The organism is Paenibacillus sp. CF095, assembly GCF_900101225.1.
GTDB lineage: Bacteria > Bacillota > Bacilli > Paenibacillales > Paenibacillaceae > Paenibacillus.
In genome coordinates, this window is sequence record NZ_FMZN01000001.1 from 2,010,589 (window position 1) to 2,029,595 (window position 19,007).

Consider the following 19,007-nt stretch of genomic DNA (forward strand, 5'->3'; position numbering starts at 1 on the left):
CAAAAGATTGGTTTAGTCCTTATTTTTTGGCAAAACCTTGCTTGTTCAAATAGGCCATCATTTGCGGTTGAATACTTCTCTCGAGGTGATCCTGGATATGGTCACTCCATCCTTTTACTTTTTTTACGGTGAAAGGAGCTCTCGTCGGACGATTCTCATAATACTTCAGCATGGTCTCATCATAGATTGCTAATTTCTCTTGATCCATTGGTTGGTATTGATTATCAAGCAATACCATGGATTGAGGGAGCCGAGGTTTCAGTTCCGGCTTATCTCCAGCTGGATTCCCGATACATAATCCCACCAGAGGGATAACATATTTAGGTAAATTCAATACGTCAGATAGTTCGCTTATATTGGCTCTGACCCCACCAATGAACACTCCGCCAAGTCCCATCGATTCAGCCGCAGTTAACGCATTTTGTGCCATCAGGCCGGCATCGAATGAACCAATCAACAGAAATTCAATATATTCAATATCCACATTCGGAGCGATTTCATGATTTCGGTTGAAATCAGCACAGAAGACCCAGAATTCTGCCGCTTCTTCAATATAGGGTTGATCGACACAGAGATGTCTGAGTTTTTTTCGAAGTACTGGATCTGTGATGCGAATAATAGATACCGCCTGAAGAAGACTGAACGATGAAGTTTGATTCGCTGCCTGAAATATTGCATCTATTTGTTCCTCAGTTAGGGGTTGAGATGTGTAAGAACGAAACGATGTATGGTTATGAAGCAATTCGAGTGTGTTATTCATTAAAAACCTCTCCTTTATTCGTTGATTCCATTTGCCTGCAATCCGTATTCGTAAGGAACGCCCATATTCTCGCGTAGTGTTTTTCCTTCATATTCCTTATGAAACAAACCGCGTTCCTGCAAGATAGGTACTACCTGATTCACAAAATCTGCAACGCCATCAAAAGATACATCGGGCACGACTGAGAATCCGTCACATGCTTCAGCCAAAAACCATTCTTCCAAGAAGTCAGCAACCTGTGTCGGGGTGCCTGCAACGACCGGATGATAATTGATGACCCCGTGAGCGAGAACATCCCTTACAGAGAGTCCTTCTTTTAATAACTTTAAGGCTCTCGGAGAACGTGGGTCCATGGGATTGGCATATGCATTTTTCAACAAATCTCCCGCTAAAGGTTGATCTATATCTACGGAGTTTACCGATAAGGGTAAACCAACCATGGATCCGAGGTAACTTACCCTGCTGGGGATTTCCTGAGGATTGAAGCTCATAAGCTGTTTCCGACGATCCAGAGCTTCTTCCTCCGTTGAAGCCAGAGAAAACATAAAACCTGCAAACATTTTGATATCATCGGGGTTTCGACCGAAACGTGCAGCACTTTTCCTTATGGCTTGTCTGTGTTCACGGGCAGACGTAATATCATAAGGATTAGCGTACACTCCCGAAGCATATTTCCCAGCTAATTCTAATCCTTCACCTCCTCCCCCTGCCTGGAAAATCACTGGCTGCCCTTGCTCAGAGGGCGGAATGGGCAAAGGACCACGAGATGCATAATAATGACCCTGAAGGTTTATAGGCTGGATTTTGTCCATATCCGCAAATTCCCCTCCTTCTACATTTAACGTCCAAGCGTCTTGTTCCCAACTCCCCCACAAGGCCTGAACAATTTGTATGCTTTCATGTGCCTTGTCATAGCGTTCTTGGCGATTTTCAACCCGGGCACCGAAATTAGCCGCCGCTAGGGGGTCGGATGTGGTAACTGCATTCCATCCCACACGTCCATGACTGATAACATCCAGTGCTTTGAACTGACGTGCAATGTTGTAGGGATAATTAAATGTTGTAGAGAGGGTAGCAACAAGCCCGATGTGTTGTGTCTCTCTTGCTACTGCCATCAGTGCCAACATGGGGTCCATAGGGGACATAGGCGTCTGTGGGCCTAAATTGTTGGATAATCCTGGAGTGTCAGCGATGAAAATCATTTGAAATTTTCCTTGTTCAGCTAATTTAGCCCGTTCTACATAACTATCCATATTGGTGTAAGCTGCAGGATCCGTGCCAGGCATTCTCCATGCGCTAAATTCGGCTCCATAACCCGAAACCATCTGTAAAGCCAGTTGCATTTCACTTCTTTTTTTCATAACGATTTTCTCCTTCGTTCTGGACAGGCACAGATATGTGTGACCTTTCTATAGTGTGAAAAAAATTTAGCTTGCTAAATATATTTATGGATCAATTTGTTCCGTTTAGTGAGGGTTATAGATATTGACGTTCACCTGTCTGAGCTGATTTCTCGACGGCATCCAGTAACTGATGAAGTTTCACCGCATCCGCGAAAGTAGGTGCTAAGGTAGTGCCTTCTTGAATATCTTTGGCAAACTTACGATAAGCCTGCGCCATGTTCAGAACAAATCCGGAGTCGTTATATAGAGAATGTGGAGCCGAGTAATAGGCATCGGGAATGGTTAGTTCACGAAGCTCGTTGTCCGTAGATCCTGCACCGCGTAATTGATGTGATCCGAATTGAATGGATGCAGGGGCGCTCAGCACAATCGTGCCGTTGTCTCCGAAAATTTCAAGTGTGAGTCCTGTCTGATGTTTGACTCCACCTTGAATATGAACACTGGCTGCTGCCCCATTAGTCAATTTTCCTGTAATCATGATCTGATCATCCGTTGTTTTCTTGATGACTTTCTGAATATCTACCAATTCTACTTCTGGAAACTGTTGAGCTGTGGTGGCAGACAATTCTGTAAAGTCCCCAAGCATGTAGGTAAATGCATCCAGATTATGGCCCCCTACAATGGTCAGCAAGTTCCCTCCAACTTTCCGGTCATACAAGTACGCACTCGACTTGTCACCAACGCCACCCATGCCATCAATGGAGATCTTCAGGTTGGCAGATAACACTTTACCCACATAACCTTCTGCCAATAAATCTTTTACATATTGAACAGCTGGGGCTTGTCTTGCCTGTAATCCAATCGCATTTGGCAATTGGGCAGAGGATACCCATTCCTGCATTTCAAGCGCTTCCTCTGTATTCGACCCCAGTGGCCATTCACAATAGATTGGTTTGCCAGCAGGTACGATGATTTTAACGGCATTATAATGTTCCTTGACGTTAATACTGACAACGACCATATCCACATCAGGATGCTGAGCCAACTCCTCCATATTATCAAAGCCGTGATCTGCATAGAAAGCTTCTGCGCTTTTCTTTGCACTCACCATATTACTTGTCCCAACCGCTGTAAGCTCGAACTCATCCAGGTGCTCAATAGCTGGAATATGTGTGCCACTCGCCCATCCGTTATTAATTGAAGCACCTATGATACCTGTACGAATTTTTTTATTCATTGTTAAACATCTCCCTTGTTAAAATTTACAGTATGATCGAATATCGGTTTGTCTCCAACCCTTATCAGTCACTCATTTCTATGATATATTTATTTAGCTTGCTAACTATTTAATCGAGATAACATTCTTATTCTTTCACATTTTAGGTAAACTAAAATTGTTTTGGTGTTGACACCATCATAGGTGTATTTGTTTTGTTAGCAAAGAGGGCAATTTAAATGAACATAGTACATCTTTTTGTACCTTTGGATCAGGAGTGATATGAATGAGAGTTTGCAATGAAGGATTTGAACAAGAGTTTATAGATGGGAAAAGTGACATGTACGCCATAGCTTTTACTCAGAATGTCCTTTCTGGGCGTTGGAAATATTTTATCTTATGGTACCTAAAAGACGAAACACGGCGATATACGGATATCAAAAAATTCCTTGGAGATCTGTCTCAAGGCTCCCTTACAAAGCAGCTTAAAGAGTTAGAGAATGATGGTGTTATTCAACGCGATGTATATCCGGAAGTTCCTCCGCGAGTTGAGTATTCGTTAACAGACAAGGGAATGAAGTTACTACCGATCCTTGAAAAGATGGAGGACTTTGGCAAAGAATACGGCTAAGCAACTTAAACTAGGCTTCCATATTACTTATCTTTGTTTAAAGGAGGGATAATATGTTTTTCTTCTTTTTCTTTCTGTTGCTTGGGATGGTTGGTTTTTCCTTTGGGGTTAGAGCACTGAGACGACCGAATTCATGGCCTTTTAATCGTACGAAGGATGAACTCCATGAATACGATAGGATTGGCATCAAGTTTAGAGGTATTTTTCTCCTTGCTTTTGGCACTGTTCTGACTATCGCCTCTTTCAGACTTCTACTTATTTAATAAAATCCAAAAAAAGCCGCTAATATAGCGGCTCTCAATCGAATATAAAATACCCCACTATGATTAAGATAATCGACATCCCGTACAGTAATAGAGGAAAAAACGTATTTTTTCTTATGTTAATCGTATAGACAAATAAAGTTGCTATTGTAGCAACTTTATTAAAAGGCATTTTTAGATTTCTTAAACATTTTCAGGTTCATAAATTCCGTAACCATTCTTGCCATTCTTTTTAATCTTGTACATGGCTCCATCCGCATGTCTCAGAAGTTCGGAAGGCTCCTGTCCATGTTTGGGAAATAGGCTGATACCAATACTCATCGAAAGGTTGATATAGTTTCCGGCAATTTTGAAATGGGTACTGAATGCAGCTTCCAATCTTTTAGCGATAATTTCAGCATCGTGATCATCTTTCAGGTGGCTTAAAATGATGAATTCGTCCCCGCCAAGCCGTGCTACTGTGTCCGTACTTGGAATCGTTTCGCTTAATCGCTTTGCCATCTCCAGCAACACTTGATCGCCAACATGGTGTCCATATGTATCATTCACTTGTTTAAACCCATCAGCATCCACAAACATAATGGCAAGTTTATTATGGTTTCTTTGAGCATGACTGATAGCCCAGGCAAGACGGTCATTATAAGCAAGACGATTAGGCAGACCTGTAAGTGGATCATGCAAAGACAAATGTTTGCTGATTTTCTCGGAGATTTTGATTTTGGCGTACTCCGTCTCCAGTTCTTTAATCAGATTTTTAAGTTTATATACCCGGGTGTTTGTGTTTGTCATGTCAGTAATCTGAATAAGGGCATAACTGCGATCTTCATGATAGAGTGGTTCAACATGCATATTTTGTCTGTATAGTTGCCCATCCTCTCCGTCATTAGGAAGAATGAATGCCTTATGTAAAGCGCTTGAGCAAAATCTGCTCTGTCCATGATACAGCGCATTTTGCAAAATATTTAGATACATGTTCGACTTAAACCGCGGGCAGACCTCAAGCAGATTCAAGCCTATTACCTCTTCTACATTCTTGCCAGTAAAGCGCTCCAACCAGGCATTCCACACAACAACTTTCAAATGCCTGTCCACGATCATTATTCCCATATGGGCTTTGTTCAAAGCTTGTGAAATAAGATTATCCATTGTCCGCCTCCAACAAAGCGTCCATTTTGGCCAGCAGGCTCGATATGGAGTTCATACTTAATGCTATGACAATGATACCTGTCACATCCGTATCGGCAAGTAAAAACGAGGTATGTAAAACCAGGACATAAACTTCATTTTGAAGCAATATTTGTTGATCGGAATTGGTGACATAGATCAGTTCAATATCAGGCAGGACGTATTCCAGTTTCATCTCCAGGAAATTACCGAATTCTCCAATAATGGCGTTAAGCAGGACATTGCTAACTTCCTTCAAAACGTCCAAGTCCGTGTCCATCAGGTTCGGATCGTTCGGTATAACGCTCTCACCCAGTTCTCCAAGACAGATGTTTGCCAATACTTTAGCCTGCTCAACAGGAAACATCAGAAATGCTTTTCCCTGAAATTCATATCCAAACTGTAAGGATGACCTAAACAGGTGACCTTCACTAAAGAAAATGTTGTATCTTCGATCTCCAGGATCAACATCGGATATAGAGATTAGTTCCACTTCTGGAATATTCAAAACGATACGCTTGTCTACAATCTCTGACAACATGTTAGCCGCTTGTCCCACGTAAACGTTCACTAGTTCAGTTAGCAAATCCTTCTGTAAATCATTCAGCATGATAGGCCGCCTGAATCAGTTGAATCATGGTAGTTGCCTTCTCGGCGGTTAAAGGTTTATTCAAAAAACCAGAAATGCCTAACATTTCAACTTCATCCCTAGTTGTCTTCTGAATATCTGCAGATAAGATAATAATTTTGACATTGCTATCCGTTTCTCGAATCGTTCGCAGCATTTCTTGTCCGTTCAAACCAGGCATTAGCAGGTCGGTGGTTATAAAATCAGGTTGAAATTCCTTGAATAGGTTGTATCCTTGCTCTCCATTGTTAGCAATCTGAATCTCGCATTCTGGAATATGATCAACAATCAGCTTTGTAAGTAATTTCTGTACGAAAATGGAGTCTTCCACAATTAATACTTTCATTTTCTCTTCAGTCTCCTTGATAAAATGGTAAGAGCTCGGGATGGTCAGGCGCTGTGGACAGTTCTTGATATAGGGCTTTCGCGCGCAGTGGCACCCTGAAAAGAGACTGACTGGTGAATCAAGTAAATATAAATTATAGTAACTTTAATTTAATTGTCAACAACATTATTGAATAAGTTAGATTCGTGTACAATTGACATACTACGGTCCGCCGTTTAAAAAACATGAAAAAACGGTCACCTAGTGACCGTTTTTGATCGGTTATCTGGAACTGCATTAAGTTTACTCTTTTACCCCTCCAAGCTGCAAGCCATGAACGAAATACTTCTGCAAAAATGGATATACGACTAAGATGGGTAATGCGGCAACAATCGTAATCGCTGCCCGAATAGATACAGGTGTGACCATGTTGCGCGCAGCGCCAAGATCTGCTCCATTGGCGACGGCTGCACTGCTGTTGGAATTCATAGAAGATGATAATAGTTTCATCAACTCATATTGCAGCGTGCTTAGGTTTTGTTTGGAAGATGCATACAGAAACGTATCAAACCAAGAATTCCATTGACCCACTGCAATGAACAGTGCAACAGTAGCCAGAACCGGTTGGCACAGCGGTAGAATAATGGAAATGAATGTTCTGAAATCTCCAGCACCATCAATTTTGGCGGATTCGATCAATCCCTCGGGTAGTGTCTGGATATAGGTTCGAATAACAATCATATTAAAGGCACTGATCAGCCCAGGAATAATGTACACCAGGAAGTTGTTTAACAAATGCAAATCTTTCATTAGGAAGTAAGTTGGAATAAGACCTGCACTAAAATACATCGTAAGAACAACTGTAATGGTAATGGGCTTTCGTAATATATAATCTTTTCGGCTTAGTGTGTAAGCCAGCATGGAGGTTAAGAATAGACTTAACACTGTCCCCAAAACCGTTCTCGCCACAGATATACCAAAGGCGCTGAAGATGGTCCCTCCTGCAAATACTGCTCTGTAGTTCTGATCTGTCCATACCCGAGGCCACAGATAAATCCCACCCCGAATGGTGTCATTACCGGCATTGAAAGATACGGCGAGTGTATTCACAAACGGATACAGGGTAACAATCGCGATTGCGATCATCAGTATACCATTTAACGTATGGAAGACAATCGGTTCAAGCCGAGATTTATTGATTCCCATCTCTAGTCCCCCTTATATTAATCGGTCTTCCCCGAGCCGTTTGGAAATTGAATTCGCCGCAAAGATCAGCGTGATACTAACTACTGTTTTGAAGATACCTGCCGCAGTAGCCAAAGAATAATTCCCGATCTGTAGTCCATATTTCAGGACAAATATATCTATCGTCTGTGACCAGTCGACAACCACACCATTACCTAACAGATACTGAACCTCGAATCCAGCTTCCAAAATCCAGCCCATATTCATGATCAGCAAAATGATAACAATGGATTTGATTCCGGGTAAGGTCACATACAGCATTTTCTTATATCGGTTCGCACCATCAATCTCTGCCGCTTCATAGAGGGAAGGATCGATAGACGTGATGGCCGCCAAATAAATAATGGCATTCCAGCCAACTTCTTTCCATACATGGGATGCGCCTACAATGCCCCAGAAGTATTCCGGAACGCTAAGCCACATGATAGGTTCTTGAATGATATTCAGCTTCATGAGTACCACATTCACAATCCCACCATCTACAGATAGTGAACTTGCTACGATACCTGTCACAATAATCCATGAGAGAAAGTGAGGTAAATACGATATTGTTTGAATGGTTCGTTTATATAACTTATGTTTGATCTCATTAAGTAAAATGGCAAATATAATTGCTGTCGCAAATCCGAGTACCATATTGATTACGCTCATCGCAATGGTATTACGAAGCACGTTAAGAAATGCATCGTCTGTTAGCAAAAACTTAAAGTGTTTGAGCCCGACCCATTCCTGCTGGGCGAAACTCTTCGCAGGACTGTAATTCTGAAAGGCCATAACCCAGCCCCAAATGGGATAATACGAGAATACGAGAATGTACGCAACGATGGGCAATGACATGAACATGAGTTGTCTTTGTCCGCGCAATCGTTTTAACAGTGGTGCTTTGGTAACGACTGTACGGGTGGTTTGCTCTGGTATGGCTCCAGGCGTGTTCGCCATCTTTCACTCCTCCTATTGGCTTGCAGCGACTTTATGCATGATGTCCTCGGAAGGCACTCACCTGAGTAATCCTTTGGTTGATACCTTCCGAGAGAATCATTGCCGCATTTTTTTATTTAACAGACCAGTTCTCGATTCTCCATTTCAGTTGTTCATTAATCCGGTCTTCATAGGATTTGACATCAATTTTCTTGTAAGCGTCTACATATTCAGTCCAAATGTTATCGAACTCATCCGGTTTTGACATGATCGCCTTAGGCAAGAATTTCAACGAAGTGTCTGTCATTTGTTTGTTCGCTACCGCAGCATCAGAGCCTTCTTTCAGATCGACCTGCCATGCTGGATAGTACACTGGATTTTCTGGTGCAGGAGAGAAGAAGTCGCTCCACGTTTTGAAGCCATATGCATCCAGAAGTTCTTTATCTTCCGGTTTGAGGTTGTCATAGAATTCCTCAGGTTGGTTGATCGCTCCAATTGCATTGCCATCTTCAAATGTTCCTTCGAGCTTTGGTGCAGCAGCGTAGAAACCTTCAGCTTTGTTAACCAATCTCCATGCCGGATCATCCTGCTCTGTCCGTTGCTCTGGTGTACGATAGAATCTTCCCTCTTCATTCACTTGATAGTCTACACCCTCTTCACCCCATGACAAGAGCTTCTGGTACTTCTCGTCCATAAGCTTATCGAGGAATTTGATGAGTGCGACTGGGTCTTCGGCATCTTTACTGATACCAAAACCATTGTTCAAGTTAATGACCGGACGATCCAGATAATGATCTGTGATACTTGTATCATAGACAAGCGGGAAGCCTACGTATGTCTGGCCAATTTTCCCCTGTGCTACGAGTGGGTCTTCGCCGGCTTGGAAATTCCAGTGCTGGTCGAACATACTAAGCACACGTCCCGAAGAAATTTTAGCCAAATATTGATCATAGTTCTGAACAAAGGCTTCTTTATCCAGCAATCCCTCGTTATACAGATTGTTTAGTTCTTTATAATACCGTTTGGAGATATCTTTGTCGGCAAAAACGGTTGCGACTCCACTATCATCTACGACTACGCCCCCGTCATTGGGGTGACCCGTAAGATGTTCAGGTGGGTTAAGCAAAGGGAACGTCCGCCAGTCTGAAGCCAATGTAGTGAAACCAATCGTCGGTTGACCATCAATAGTCGGATTCTTGGCTGCATAATCACGGATCAACTTTGTGAAATCATCCAACGTTTTAGGAGTCGGGTACCCGGCATCCTTCAGTATGGACTTTTGAATCCAGAATGCAGGACCAGAATAATAGTTACTAATGAACTCCCCTGTATACACACCATAGTTAGGCAACCAGTAAATATGTCCATCACTGGAGTCTTTCATCCGGTTCCAGTCTTTACCGAAATGTTTCTTCAGATTAGGTGCATGCTCTTCAATGAGATCTTCGAGCGGAATAACCGCACCGGCTGATACCAATTTGGTATCTGCTGTGATCAAGTCAGGGAAATCGCCACCGGCAATCATAACGCCGAGCTTCTGTTGAAGATCACCCACAAGAAACTCCATCTCAAGATTGACGCCGAGTTCATCCTGGATCTTCTTGTAGATTCGGTTATCTTTAGCTGGCGCCTGATTTGGCGTTCCGATAAAGGCCGTGATGTTCAGTACCTCTTTCCCATCCTTTGTAGTCGTTTTCTCATTGTCACCGCTGCATCCTGCAAGTGCCAAACTCAAAGCCAGAACGAGTGATACGGAACCCCAAAGCTTCTTTTTCTTAAGTCCCCCCATGTACTTGCCCTCCTTGGAAGTGGTATGTCTTACTGTTTTTAGTATGAAGAAATGTATGCGGTTACAAAATATATACATTTAAGGTCTACCCCCCTGTAATTGTAGGTCTTATTCAGGAGGGGTTCTTCTTTTTCATGGATCAATTCGCATACTTTTGCCTGTATTCTACAGGTTTCATGGCTGTTCGTCTTTCGAAGTGTCTAAGAAAATGCTGGTAACTGCGGTACCCTACCTGCTCTGCAATCGCACTGGATGTTTGATTCGTCTGCTGGAGCAGACGCTTCGCTTCTTCCATTCTTAGATCATGTACTACCTCGATTACACCCTTACCATACTTTCGCAAAAAGGATTGCCCTAAATGGACAGGATTCACGTAGAATCGTTCTGCGAGCTCCTGGATCGTAAATGTCTCCCTATAATGCATCTGCACATATTCAGCAACCGTTGCCTGGATGCCGCCCATTTGCCTCTCCCGGAAAATAGCGAGTTCTGACTTGCATTGCAAACAGAAATGTTCCAGATTGTTAGCAACCTCTTCTATATTTCGATGGCCCTTCTCCAGAATTCCACTCGCCAATTCGTTCATTAGAGCATTAGGTTCTCCTCCTAATTCTCTACACAGGGACAATCCGCGGAATATAATATGGGTAGAGAAAATATGTACAATCTCTGGCGCAGCCTTCATCTGTATAAACAGTTCAAAAGCACTCCGAATCGCAGACGAGAGTTCCTCTACAGAACCGTTTTCAAGCAAATCGCAAATGTGGTCCACTTCTGATAGTGTTTCCGGATCAAACTGCCAATTCTCCAGCTGAATATCTTCGGCAAACAAAAGACGCTCTTGATTAAAAAACAAATAACGCCCAACTTCCTGAGCGGAGCGGAAGGATTCAGATAAATGCTCCAGTTTGTTGACCGTTAATCCAACCGCGATATGAATATCTTCGCAGCCGTTATGTTGCATGTTGTTCATCAAACGCTGGGTAAAAGCTTTAACTGCTTCAAATGTCTCATTCCTATCATTCGTTTCCTCCCCCCATACAAGTCCCAATGAGTCTCTTGTTCTGTCTATCACATAACAGCAAGTTGTTTCTTCAGCCGTTTGTTCGGCTACTAAACAGACTTCCTGAATATCTCCCTGAAAGGCTATCCGCAGGTATGCCCAATGGGACTTGTTTAAACGAGGAAGGATCTCTGACATCTCTTGCTCCGATATATTTTGCTTATCCTTAATCAATGCAGACAAAAACGCTTTGATCCTTTGCTCGTTTGCCTGTTCCCGAATACGCTCCTGGTTTTCACGCTCCTGTAATTGCATACGCAGACGGACCAACATATCCTCTGCTTCTGTACTGTCAACCGGTTTGGTTAGATAGTTGGAGACACCTAATCGAATAGCTTGTCTGGCATAATTAAAGTCACTGTATCCACTCGTGATGACAAACAGCACAGACTCATGTTCCAATCGCCTTGCTTCTTCGACAAGTTCCAGCCCATTCATCACAGGCATACGAATGTCTGTCACCACGAGATCAGGTTGATCTTGTTCCATCATCCGAATGGCTTCCTCACCGTTGGCGCACACGCCTCTGATTTCAAAACCATACTTTTCCCAATTGATCAGAAGCTGTAACCCTTCAATGGCATAAGGTTCATCATCGACTAACAGTACTTTATACATGAGAGTTTACCTCCTATTTCCTCTGTTCCAGCTTGGAGATCGGTATCCGGTACCCTGCAATAGTTTCCTTTCCAGGTACACTGCTTAGATCAAATATCGCATTTCCTTCATAAAAGAGTTCCAACCTGCGGTAGACATTGCGGAGTCCTACATGCTCGCCGTTCCTGGGTCTTTCAGAACGGATATCTCGCAGGAGCTCGGTTAGTCTCCCTGCATCCATACCGATTCCATTATCGATCACTTGAATAACCAGTTCAGACGTGTTTCGTCTCGCCGTTATCTTGATCTCCCTTCCATTTTTCCGCGCCTGCAAGCCGTGTTTGCAGGCATTTTCGACGAGCGGTTGAATACTCATTCGTGGAATAAGCAACGAAGCTGCATCAGGATCAACCTCGAAGGTGTAATCAAACAGCTCTCCAAAGCGAAACTTCTCAATCTGGAGATAAAGATTCGTAAATTGCAGCTCTTCTTGCAAAGGAATCAGATTGTCAGAATGACTGAGCAATTGTCTCATCAGTTTGGACAGACTTTTAATAATCTCAATTACTTCTGTATATCCATTCTTCGTACTAACGACCAGCAAGGCATTTAATGTGTTAAATAAAAAATGGGGATTCATCTGACTCTGGAGCATGGACAATTCAGTCCTCACTTGATCCAGCTCCAGATCTTTTTGACGGATTTCCAGTTTATATACGTCATTAATCAGCGTATGAATTTTACCAATCATGATGTTAAATGTACGAATAAGCCCGCCAATTTCGTCGCGGCCTTCGTGAATTTCAATCAGATCGAATCGTTCGTTACGAACCTTCTCCATATGTCTGGATAGCTTGCGAATCCGATAGTGGTAGGAACGCAAAATAATATAGATCAATACAGAGGGGACCACGATACTTAATGCGAGTAACCCCAAAATTGATTTAAAGGCTTCTTGCAGCAGGTGGTCAAGGTGACGCGTATCAGCAACTCCAATCAATTTCCAACCCTTTAGGTAGGCTAGATTCCCCAACGATTTTTCGAGCGTGTAAGCAGAATCCCCAGATTCCTTGAGCATTGATTCATTATCAGGGGGGGATAAGTCGGTTTCGCTGAACTCTCCACTTGAAACGACAGTTCGATTGTTGCTGTCCACCAGACGCAGCTGAAGACTGTCTGATTCACGATTTAAAATGCTATACACCCGGCTAAGTTCCAGATCAATCTTGGAATACTTGTTGTAATTGGCATAGGAAGTATAGGTGTCCATTTTGCCAATCACACTGATTCTTCTTCCCGCGTTAAATCCGGATGGCTCAATATAATCAACGACAAGAATGCCTCCACTGGTGGATTTCAGCTGTTTCAATCCAGGGAGTACATTCTTGTCTTTCATTACAATATAATGACTGCCCGTCTGAATGGTATCGTTGTCCGTATAAATACGCACCTCCAGAATATTCGCTGACATATACCGTGTTAATTTGTCACGCAGGAATGCATGGTAGACGTTGTAATAATCAACGGGGGAGTGATAGGTCCGATCCAGTGCCTCATAGAGCGAATCGTCTGCTGCAATAATTCGACTCAGGGCAACGCTCTCATCAATCATGCCAAGCAGTTCCCCCGCAGCCCTGTCGATGGATTTACGCAGATTTTCCTGTTCTCTAATCTTGATATCCGCAGAGGTGCGTTGATAAAAGAAGATATTAATCGTTATTACAGGAAGGAGAATACTAAGTACATAAATAAGCAGAAATTTGGATCGGAGAGGAATATCATTAACCTTACTGAACATCCAGAATTTATGACGCATATGATCACCCTTGGTTTTTGTTTTTATAGACTGACGGAAGCTCCCCTGTATGCGCTCTGAACTTTTGGGTGAAATATTCAGCATCATGATATCCTAGCCTGAATGCAATGTCAGTGATCTTCATATTGGTTCGTCGCAGGAGTTTACGGGCCTCCTCAACACGAAGCTGGTGTACATAGTCACTGAAACTGACCCCCATCTCCCGCTTGAACTGTTGACCCAGATAGGCAGAATTCACGTGAATACGATTAGCTACATCTTGTAATTTAATTTTACTTCGATAGTGTTGCTTCAATTCATTCACTGCTTCTGCAACCAGCCCTCCCGTACCCGTCTTTTGCTTCAATTCAGACTGTGAAAGTTGCTTGGACAGTCGAAAACACAGGTCTTGCAATGTGCCGGAAGACCAACTCGCAGCCTCATGCCATTCTTTTTCACAGAGTATTTCTCTGCAACCCTCTCTTTTTCCATATTTACGTAGCAACTCCCCATGGATATATCGAATGACATGATGTATCCATTCCAACGAAACCTCTGCTTTCTCACTCTTCTCTAACAGTGCACTCACTGCAATATCGATAGAATACGTATTTTCTGATTCAATCAACGCCAAGATCTCTTTGGAGATGTTCATCATTTGCTCTAAATCATATTCTTCGCTTATCCGATATTCATTAAGATGATTCTCATCGGTTTCATCTGTAACCATGACTCCATTTTGCTGTTTTTGCTCATTTCTGCGTTTGTCCAGAGGTTCAATCATTTCCATAAGGATTTGGTGAATTTCCTCGGGAACAAGAGGTTTAAGCACATACTGATCGACCTGATACCGTATGGCTTGCTTCGCATAATTAAAATCCGAGTATCCTGTAACGATAACAATTTTAGAGGTATAGGCGAGATCTTCTCGCAAGGTGTGAATCAAACCAAGACCATCCATAACAGGCATTTGAATATCAGTGACGACAAGATCCGGTTCAACCGAGTTGAATAAAGCAAGTGCTTCCTCCCCATCCGTTGCCGTTCCGCATAGTTCATATCCGCAAGCTCGCCAGTCAATCATCGTTCTCCATCCTTCTAGCATAAACGGTTCATCATCCGCGACAATGACCTTGTACATTAGCTCACCTCTCTTTTATCCTTGATCAGTTGCATGTATTTTATCTATATCTTAAGGTAGATTCCAGTTGTTCTAGAAACGCTAAACAGCAGAACAACAGCAGGATTGTTGTCTGCTCGCACAACTTGGAGTACAAAATTTCCACCAGACCGTACTATAAGAACGCTCTGATTGTAGCGAAGCGTCGGGATAACAATTCAAGTGTAACGCTTACATTTTGGCACAACAACCTGTTGAACTATAGGTTTTCACCCGACAAAGTATAGGTTTAGCTCAGAAGTAATCTATTGTCAGGAAAAAGACTTTTCATTCTCCACGTACAATACGGAATCCTTGATCGGGACCAAAACCATTTGCATCAAATTTGCCTCGAAATGATATTTCATTGTTATTGACACCGCCAATCCAGCCTCCGCCTTTTACAACTCGCCAGGATTGATTGGGACTTTCCGAATCACTGTACCAGTCCCAGCACCATTCTCTCACATTCCCAGACATATCATAGATTCCTAACTCATTTGCCTTCTGAGTTCCGACTTTTTTGGTTTGATTACGGTTGCTCTCAATAGCGGGCCAGCTCCAGTCACCCGTCAGAATCTTCTCGCCGGCATTTACCCAGTACCAAGCAACTTCATCAGGATTATTACTTCCGCTGTATGTGTAATTTAAGCTCTTTTGACCCCCGCTTGCAGCGTATTCCCATTCCGCCTCTGTGGGTAAACGGTAACCGTTGGCGTCCTCGTTGATCGTTACAGTCCATTTTATATTGTCGTTTTCGTTGTGGTTATTCGTGTCCTGATTGTCTTTGTCTATATTGTAATAAGGTTTCAGGTTTTCTTTTATACTTTTTTGATTACAGTATTCCACTGCGTCATACCAGCTGACCATTTCAACAGGCAGGTCATCTCCCTTGAAGCCAGAAGGGTTTTCCCCCATAACCTCCATCCATTCTTTTTGAGTTACTTCGTATTTGCCAATATAGAAGGAATCCAGCGTTTCATTTTTATCAATCTGACTCGGCTTACTACTCTTGAAGGCTCCCCCTTCGACAAATACCAAGTCATCGTTTAATTTGGTATTACTTGCTGAACAAGCACTTAGACTAACAACTATAGCGATTAAAATTAACCATACCAGCTTCCTCATTCAATTATTCTCCTTTACTAAGCTTAAATCCGGCAACGTCGAGGTCGGTTAGTCTAGAGAATAACGTTACTCAACGCTACCGGAAAATTGAATTCAAATGCAGGTGCAGACGTTGAACTGCATCACATCATTTTTACCAAACCGTCACGTTTGCGCTTCCGCTGCTTTGATAACCTTCTGTTGCCATCACCTGATAGGACCAGCTGTTGCCTAAGTACATCCCTTTGCTCGCCCATGCATTCACATGATTACTGAACGTGATGGTAGAATTGACTCCGATCGGTCTCTTGGACTGTCTTACACTCCAATATTGAGGGAAAGTCTGCGTACCATCAATGGAAGGTGCATTATATCTCATCGTTGTATAAATGTCGTATGTGCCACCATCACTAGTCATTGAGCCCTTGTACGTGCCAGTCGGACGATATGTTCCCCAGCTATCCACCACGTAGTATTCAATGAGTGCGCCTCTTGTCCAACCATAGAAGGTCAGATATCCGTTACCTGATGGAGAAAATACACCAGCATTGTAATTGACTACTCGATTAGGTGTACCGTATGTCCACCCTTTCCCGACAACAAAGTTCCCGGTATTTTGCCAATTCACGCTGTAATTCCCGCCCGATCCATTCACGGCGTTGACCGTTCCTCCGCCATCTGTCCAATTTTGCCAATAATCTGTTGCTGCGCTCGATGTTGCTGCGAAGACACCAAAACTCATGGAAGCTGCAAGAACAACGGTTAACAATTTTTTGCTAAATTTGAACATAGATAATACCTCCTGATATTTTAATAGATTAGGTTGATGCTACAATCCGATATGAATGTTCTTCAGCAAATTCACTTGAAAAGACGTTGCGAAAACAGATACAGATCGTTCTTCCATACGGGCCAATCATGTCCTCCACTTTCCTCATGCCAAATGTGAGGGACTCCGTGTTGCGCCAAATATTGGTGAACCCCAAGACTAATCTCTATAAGATTGTCCTGTTCACCGCAAGAGATCCATAACAGCGAGAGTAATGAAGGCGCTTTCGAAAGATCAGGGACAAGTAGCTCCGGACTTCTGGTGTTTGGGGCTGCGGAGAAAGCACCGATCCATGCAAAATGGTCTAGATTACTTAATCCGATATTTAAGGATTGACCTCCACCCATGGATAAACCAGCAATCGCCCTTTTATCCCGGCTTTTATGCAAAGGGTAGTTCGACTCCATGTAAGGTATCAAATCGTTGAGCAGATCGGATTCAAACCGTTTAAATGCTTTGATTTTCTCAGGTTCAAACAGGTCTCCTTCAGCTCGGTCATTCGACATTGCACGACCGTTGGGGAAAACAATAACCATTGGCTCAAGCAAGTTATCGTTGTACAGATTATCGAGAATAATTTGGGGAGAACCATGAGTATGCCATTCGGTTTCGTCTCCACCAATACCATGCAAAAGAAAAAGTACAGGATACATCGTTGTCGAAGAAAATTCTGGTGGGGTGTACACCATCGCTTTACGGGAAGTGCCAACCGTGGTGGAAGGATACTCTACCGTCTCCATGACTCCACGTGGTATATTCTCCCGATACTGGTCATATCCCGTTACTGCTGGTGAGATCAATTCCATTCTCTTTTCCTCCGAACATATGAGTGACTATCAGTCTTCAGTTAATCCACATAGCCAAAACCCAGAATGGTGAAGCATTTATGTTCATGACCTTCCGCCATTTCGATCTCGATGGAGTGCTCCCCCACATGCTCTTCGTTAAGCAGAAGTATGGCATGGCAATGGGTCCAGTTCACTTGACGCGGATCGACTTTTTGGACGAATACCCCATCTACCTTGATATGTGCAGTTCCGAATTCGTCGTTACCAGAATCCTTGAAGATCAGAATGAGGCTTTTGCACTGCAAACTTATCCGAAAGCTGCTCTGATCCTCTTTTTCCTCTCCTGTACGCATCCAGTTATTGGGGAACTGAGGTGTACCATAGTCATGAGCATCCATCTCAGCCATCTGCAAATCCGTGTCTGTTTTACAAAAAGAGCCTGCATCGATTCGGGCAATGTGATTGCCGTTTTTCCGATCCAACAGCTTCACATTAACAAATTCATTTCCAATTAGCGGAGCTTTTTCAATATCATGATCTTTCTCATCCCACTCAGAACGATTCGTCACGTCGAACAAATATTCCAAACAATCGGCCATAATTCGATGCCCTATGTTAGTTGGATGATATATATCATGGAAAAATTGGTTTTTGGAAATAACGTTGCCTTCACCTTTTGTCTTGTTGAACTGATCTACGACAGCATCTTTCACACTTACCATTGGCAGATCATAATGCCAGCCTACCGGAGCGAGACGATCCTGTAGATTCCAGTCATTTTCGAATACACTGAATAACAAGATGACCGCTGGCTTGTTATCGGCAGTAAGTGCTTTGAGTACCAGACTCTCGTAACATTTACCTTGGGTTTCATCATCTGCGTCATTGACTGCGAATTCGATTATGACAATATCCGGCTGAACGGCACCTCCCCTCAGCACATCACGATCATAACGTACAATCCCCAGTTCTGATGGAGTTCCACCCACACCTGCTTTAATCAGATGAATCGGACTATCCTTTGAAAGCGCAAACATAAATTTGAACGACTCATACGACCGATAAGCGTAACTTTGGAGATGAATAGGTACTGCACCAGCACCATGGGTAATGGAGCCTCCAATATAAGCGATAACGACAGGTTCGCCGTTTTTTGCCTTCTCAATGGCTCGTTTTAATCTGACATTATTTCCTTTGTTCAGAAGAGATCGGCCAATCATGTCGCGATATCTATGTGACTCAAAATCAATTGCGGGCTTGACTGCCGACGCTTTCACTCCAACTGGATCGCGCGGTGCAGTGAATTCCGTGTTTTCACCTGCATCTCCTGAATCCGGGAGCATAAATCACCATCACATCCTTCCGGTTAGATTCTGACCATCCTCAA

17 protein-coding genes are annotated in these 19,007 nt (G+C 43.0%); 1 reads left to right on the forward strand and 16 read right to left on the reverse strand.

The annotated features are described in order from the left end of the window. Window positions 1-19: 19 nt before the first annotated feature. The 3 genes from nfsA to BLS69_RS08730 form a co-directional block, all read right to left on the reverse strand. On the reverse strand, window positions 20-760 hold the full coding sequence (gene nfsA, locus BLS69_RS08720; RefSeq protein ID WP_091030463.1) for an oxygen-insensitive NADPH nitroreductase: 741 nt from the start codon (window positions 758-760) through the stop codon (window positions 20-22). 14 nt (window positions 761-774) lie between these two features. After that, a complete protein-coding gene (locus BLS69_RS08725; RefSeq protein WP_091030465.1) occupies window positions 775-2,121 on the reverse strand; it encodes an NtaA/DmoA family FMN-dependent monooxygenase in 1,347 nt (448 codons plus the stop codon). Window positions 2,122-2,236: 115 nt separating this feature from the next. Continuing rightward, on the reverse strand, window positions 2,237-3,340 hold the full coding sequence (locus BLS69_RS08730; RefSeq protein ID WP_091030467.1) for a Gfo/Idh/MocA family protein: 1,104 nt from the start codon (window positions 3,338-3,340) through the stop codon (window positions 2,237-2,239). 265 nt (window positions 3,341-3,605) lie between these two features. On the opposite strand from BLS69_RS08730, the gene BLS69_RS08735 reads away from it, so the two are divergent. Beyond that, window positions 3,606-3,950, forward strand: a complete 345-nt coding sequence (locus tag BLS69_RS08735; RefSeq protein ID WP_074095086.1) for a winged helix-turn-helix transcriptional regulator — start codon at window positions 3,606-3,608, stop codon at window positions 3,948-3,950. Window positions 3,951-4,396: 446 nt separating this feature from the next. Here the strand turns inward: BLS69_RS08735 and BLS69_RS08745 are convergent, their stop codons facing one another. The 13 genes from BLS69_RS08745 to BLS69_RS08805 all read right to left on the reverse strand — a co-directional run bounded on the left by BLS69_RS08745 (window position 4,397) and on the right by BLS69_RS08805 (window position 18,963). Next, window positions 4,397-5,359, reverse strand: coding sequence for a sensor domain-containing diguanylate cyclase (locus tag BLS69_RS08745; RefSeq protein WP_091030473.1), 963 nt, complete (start codon window positions 5,357-5,359; stop codon window positions 4,397-4,399). Further along, window positions 5,352-5,987, reverse strand: a complete 636-nt coding sequence (locus tag BLS69_RS08750; protein ID WP_074095083.1) for a chemotaxis protein CheC — start codon at window positions 5,985-5,987, stop codon at window positions 5,352-5,354. Before BLS69_RS08750 ends, BLS69_RS08745 begins: the two co-directional genes overlap by 8 nt. Next, window positions 5,977-6,351, reverse strand: a complete 375-nt coding sequence (locus BLS69_RS08755; protein ID WP_091030475.1) for a response regulator transcription factor — start codon at window positions 6,349-6,351, stop codon at window positions 5,977-5,979. Before BLS69_RS08755 ends, BLS69_RS08750 begins: the two co-directional genes overlap by 11 nt. Before the next feature lie 282 nt (window positions 6,352-6,633). After that, the gene (locus BLS69_RS08760; RefSeq protein ID WP_017688457.1) at window positions 6,634-7,536 is read right to left on the reverse strand and encodes a carbohydrate ABC transporter permease; all 903 of its coding nucleotides are present in this window, start codon (window positions 7,534-7,536) and stop codon (window positions 6,634-6,636) included. 12 nt (window positions 7,537-7,548) lie between these two features. Further along, window positions 7,549-8,514, reverse strand: a complete 966-nt coding sequence (locus BLS69_RS08765; protein ID WP_091030477.1) for an ABC transporter permease — start codon at window positions 8,512-8,514, stop codon at window positions 7,549-7,551. Between the two features lie 112 nt (window positions 8,515-8,626). After that, on the reverse strand, window positions 8,627-10,282 hold the full coding sequence (locus BLS69_RS08770; protein ID WP_091030480.1) for a type 2 periplasmic-binding domain-containing protein: 1,656 nt from the start codon (window positions 10,280-10,282) through the stop codon (window positions 8,627-8,629). Between the two features lie 139 nt (window positions 10,283-10,421). Then, on the reverse strand, window positions 10,422-11,963 hold the full coding sequence (locus BLS69_RS08775; protein ID WP_091030481.1) for a response regulator: 1,542 nt from the start codon (window positions 11,961-11,963) through the stop codon (window positions 10,422-10,424). Window positions 11,964-11,976: 13 nt separating this feature from the next. After that, a complete protein-coding gene (locus BLS69_RS08780) occupies window positions 11,977-13,758 on the reverse strand; it encodes a sensor histidine kinase (protein WP_091030483.1) in 1,782 nt (593 codons plus the stop codon). A gap of 4 nt (window positions 13,759-13,762) precedes the next feature. Continuing rightward, a complete protein-coding gene (locus BLS69_RS08785) occupies window positions 13,763-14,878 on the reverse strand; it encodes a response regulator transcription factor (RefSeq protein WP_091030486.1) in 1,116 nt (371 codons plus the stop codon). 306 nt (window positions 14,879-15,184) lie between these two features. Continuing rightward, entirely contained in the window at window positions 15,185-16,024 is an 840-nt protein-coding gene (locus BLS69_RS08790; RefSeq protein WP_091030487.1) for a formylglycine-generating enzyme family protein, read from the reverse strand. Between the two features lie 133 nt (window positions 16,025-16,157). Next, window positions 16,158-16,793 carry a glycoside hydrolase family 11 protein gene (locus BLS69_RS08795; protein ID WP_091030490.1) on the reverse strand — a complete coding sequence of 212 codons (636 nt, stop codon included), beginning with the start codon at window positions 16,791-16,793 and terminating at the stop codon, window positions 16,158-16,160. Between the two features lie 71 nt (window positions 16,794-16,864). Then, window positions 16,865-17,638, reverse strand: a complete 774-nt coding sequence (locus tag BLS69_RS08800) for an alpha/beta hydrolase (RefSeq protein ID WP_091030491.1) — start codon at window positions 17,636-17,638, stop codon at window positions 16,865-16,867. Window positions 17,639-17,679: 41 nt separating this feature from the next. Next, the gene (locus BLS69_RS08805; RefSeq protein ID WP_091030494.1) at window positions 17,680-18,963 is read right to left on the reverse strand and encodes an SGNH/GDSL hydrolase family protein; all 1,284 of its coding nucleotides are present in this window, start codon (window positions 18,961-18,963) and stop codon (window positions 17,680-17,682) included. Window positions 18,964-19,007: the final 44 nt, after the last annotated feature.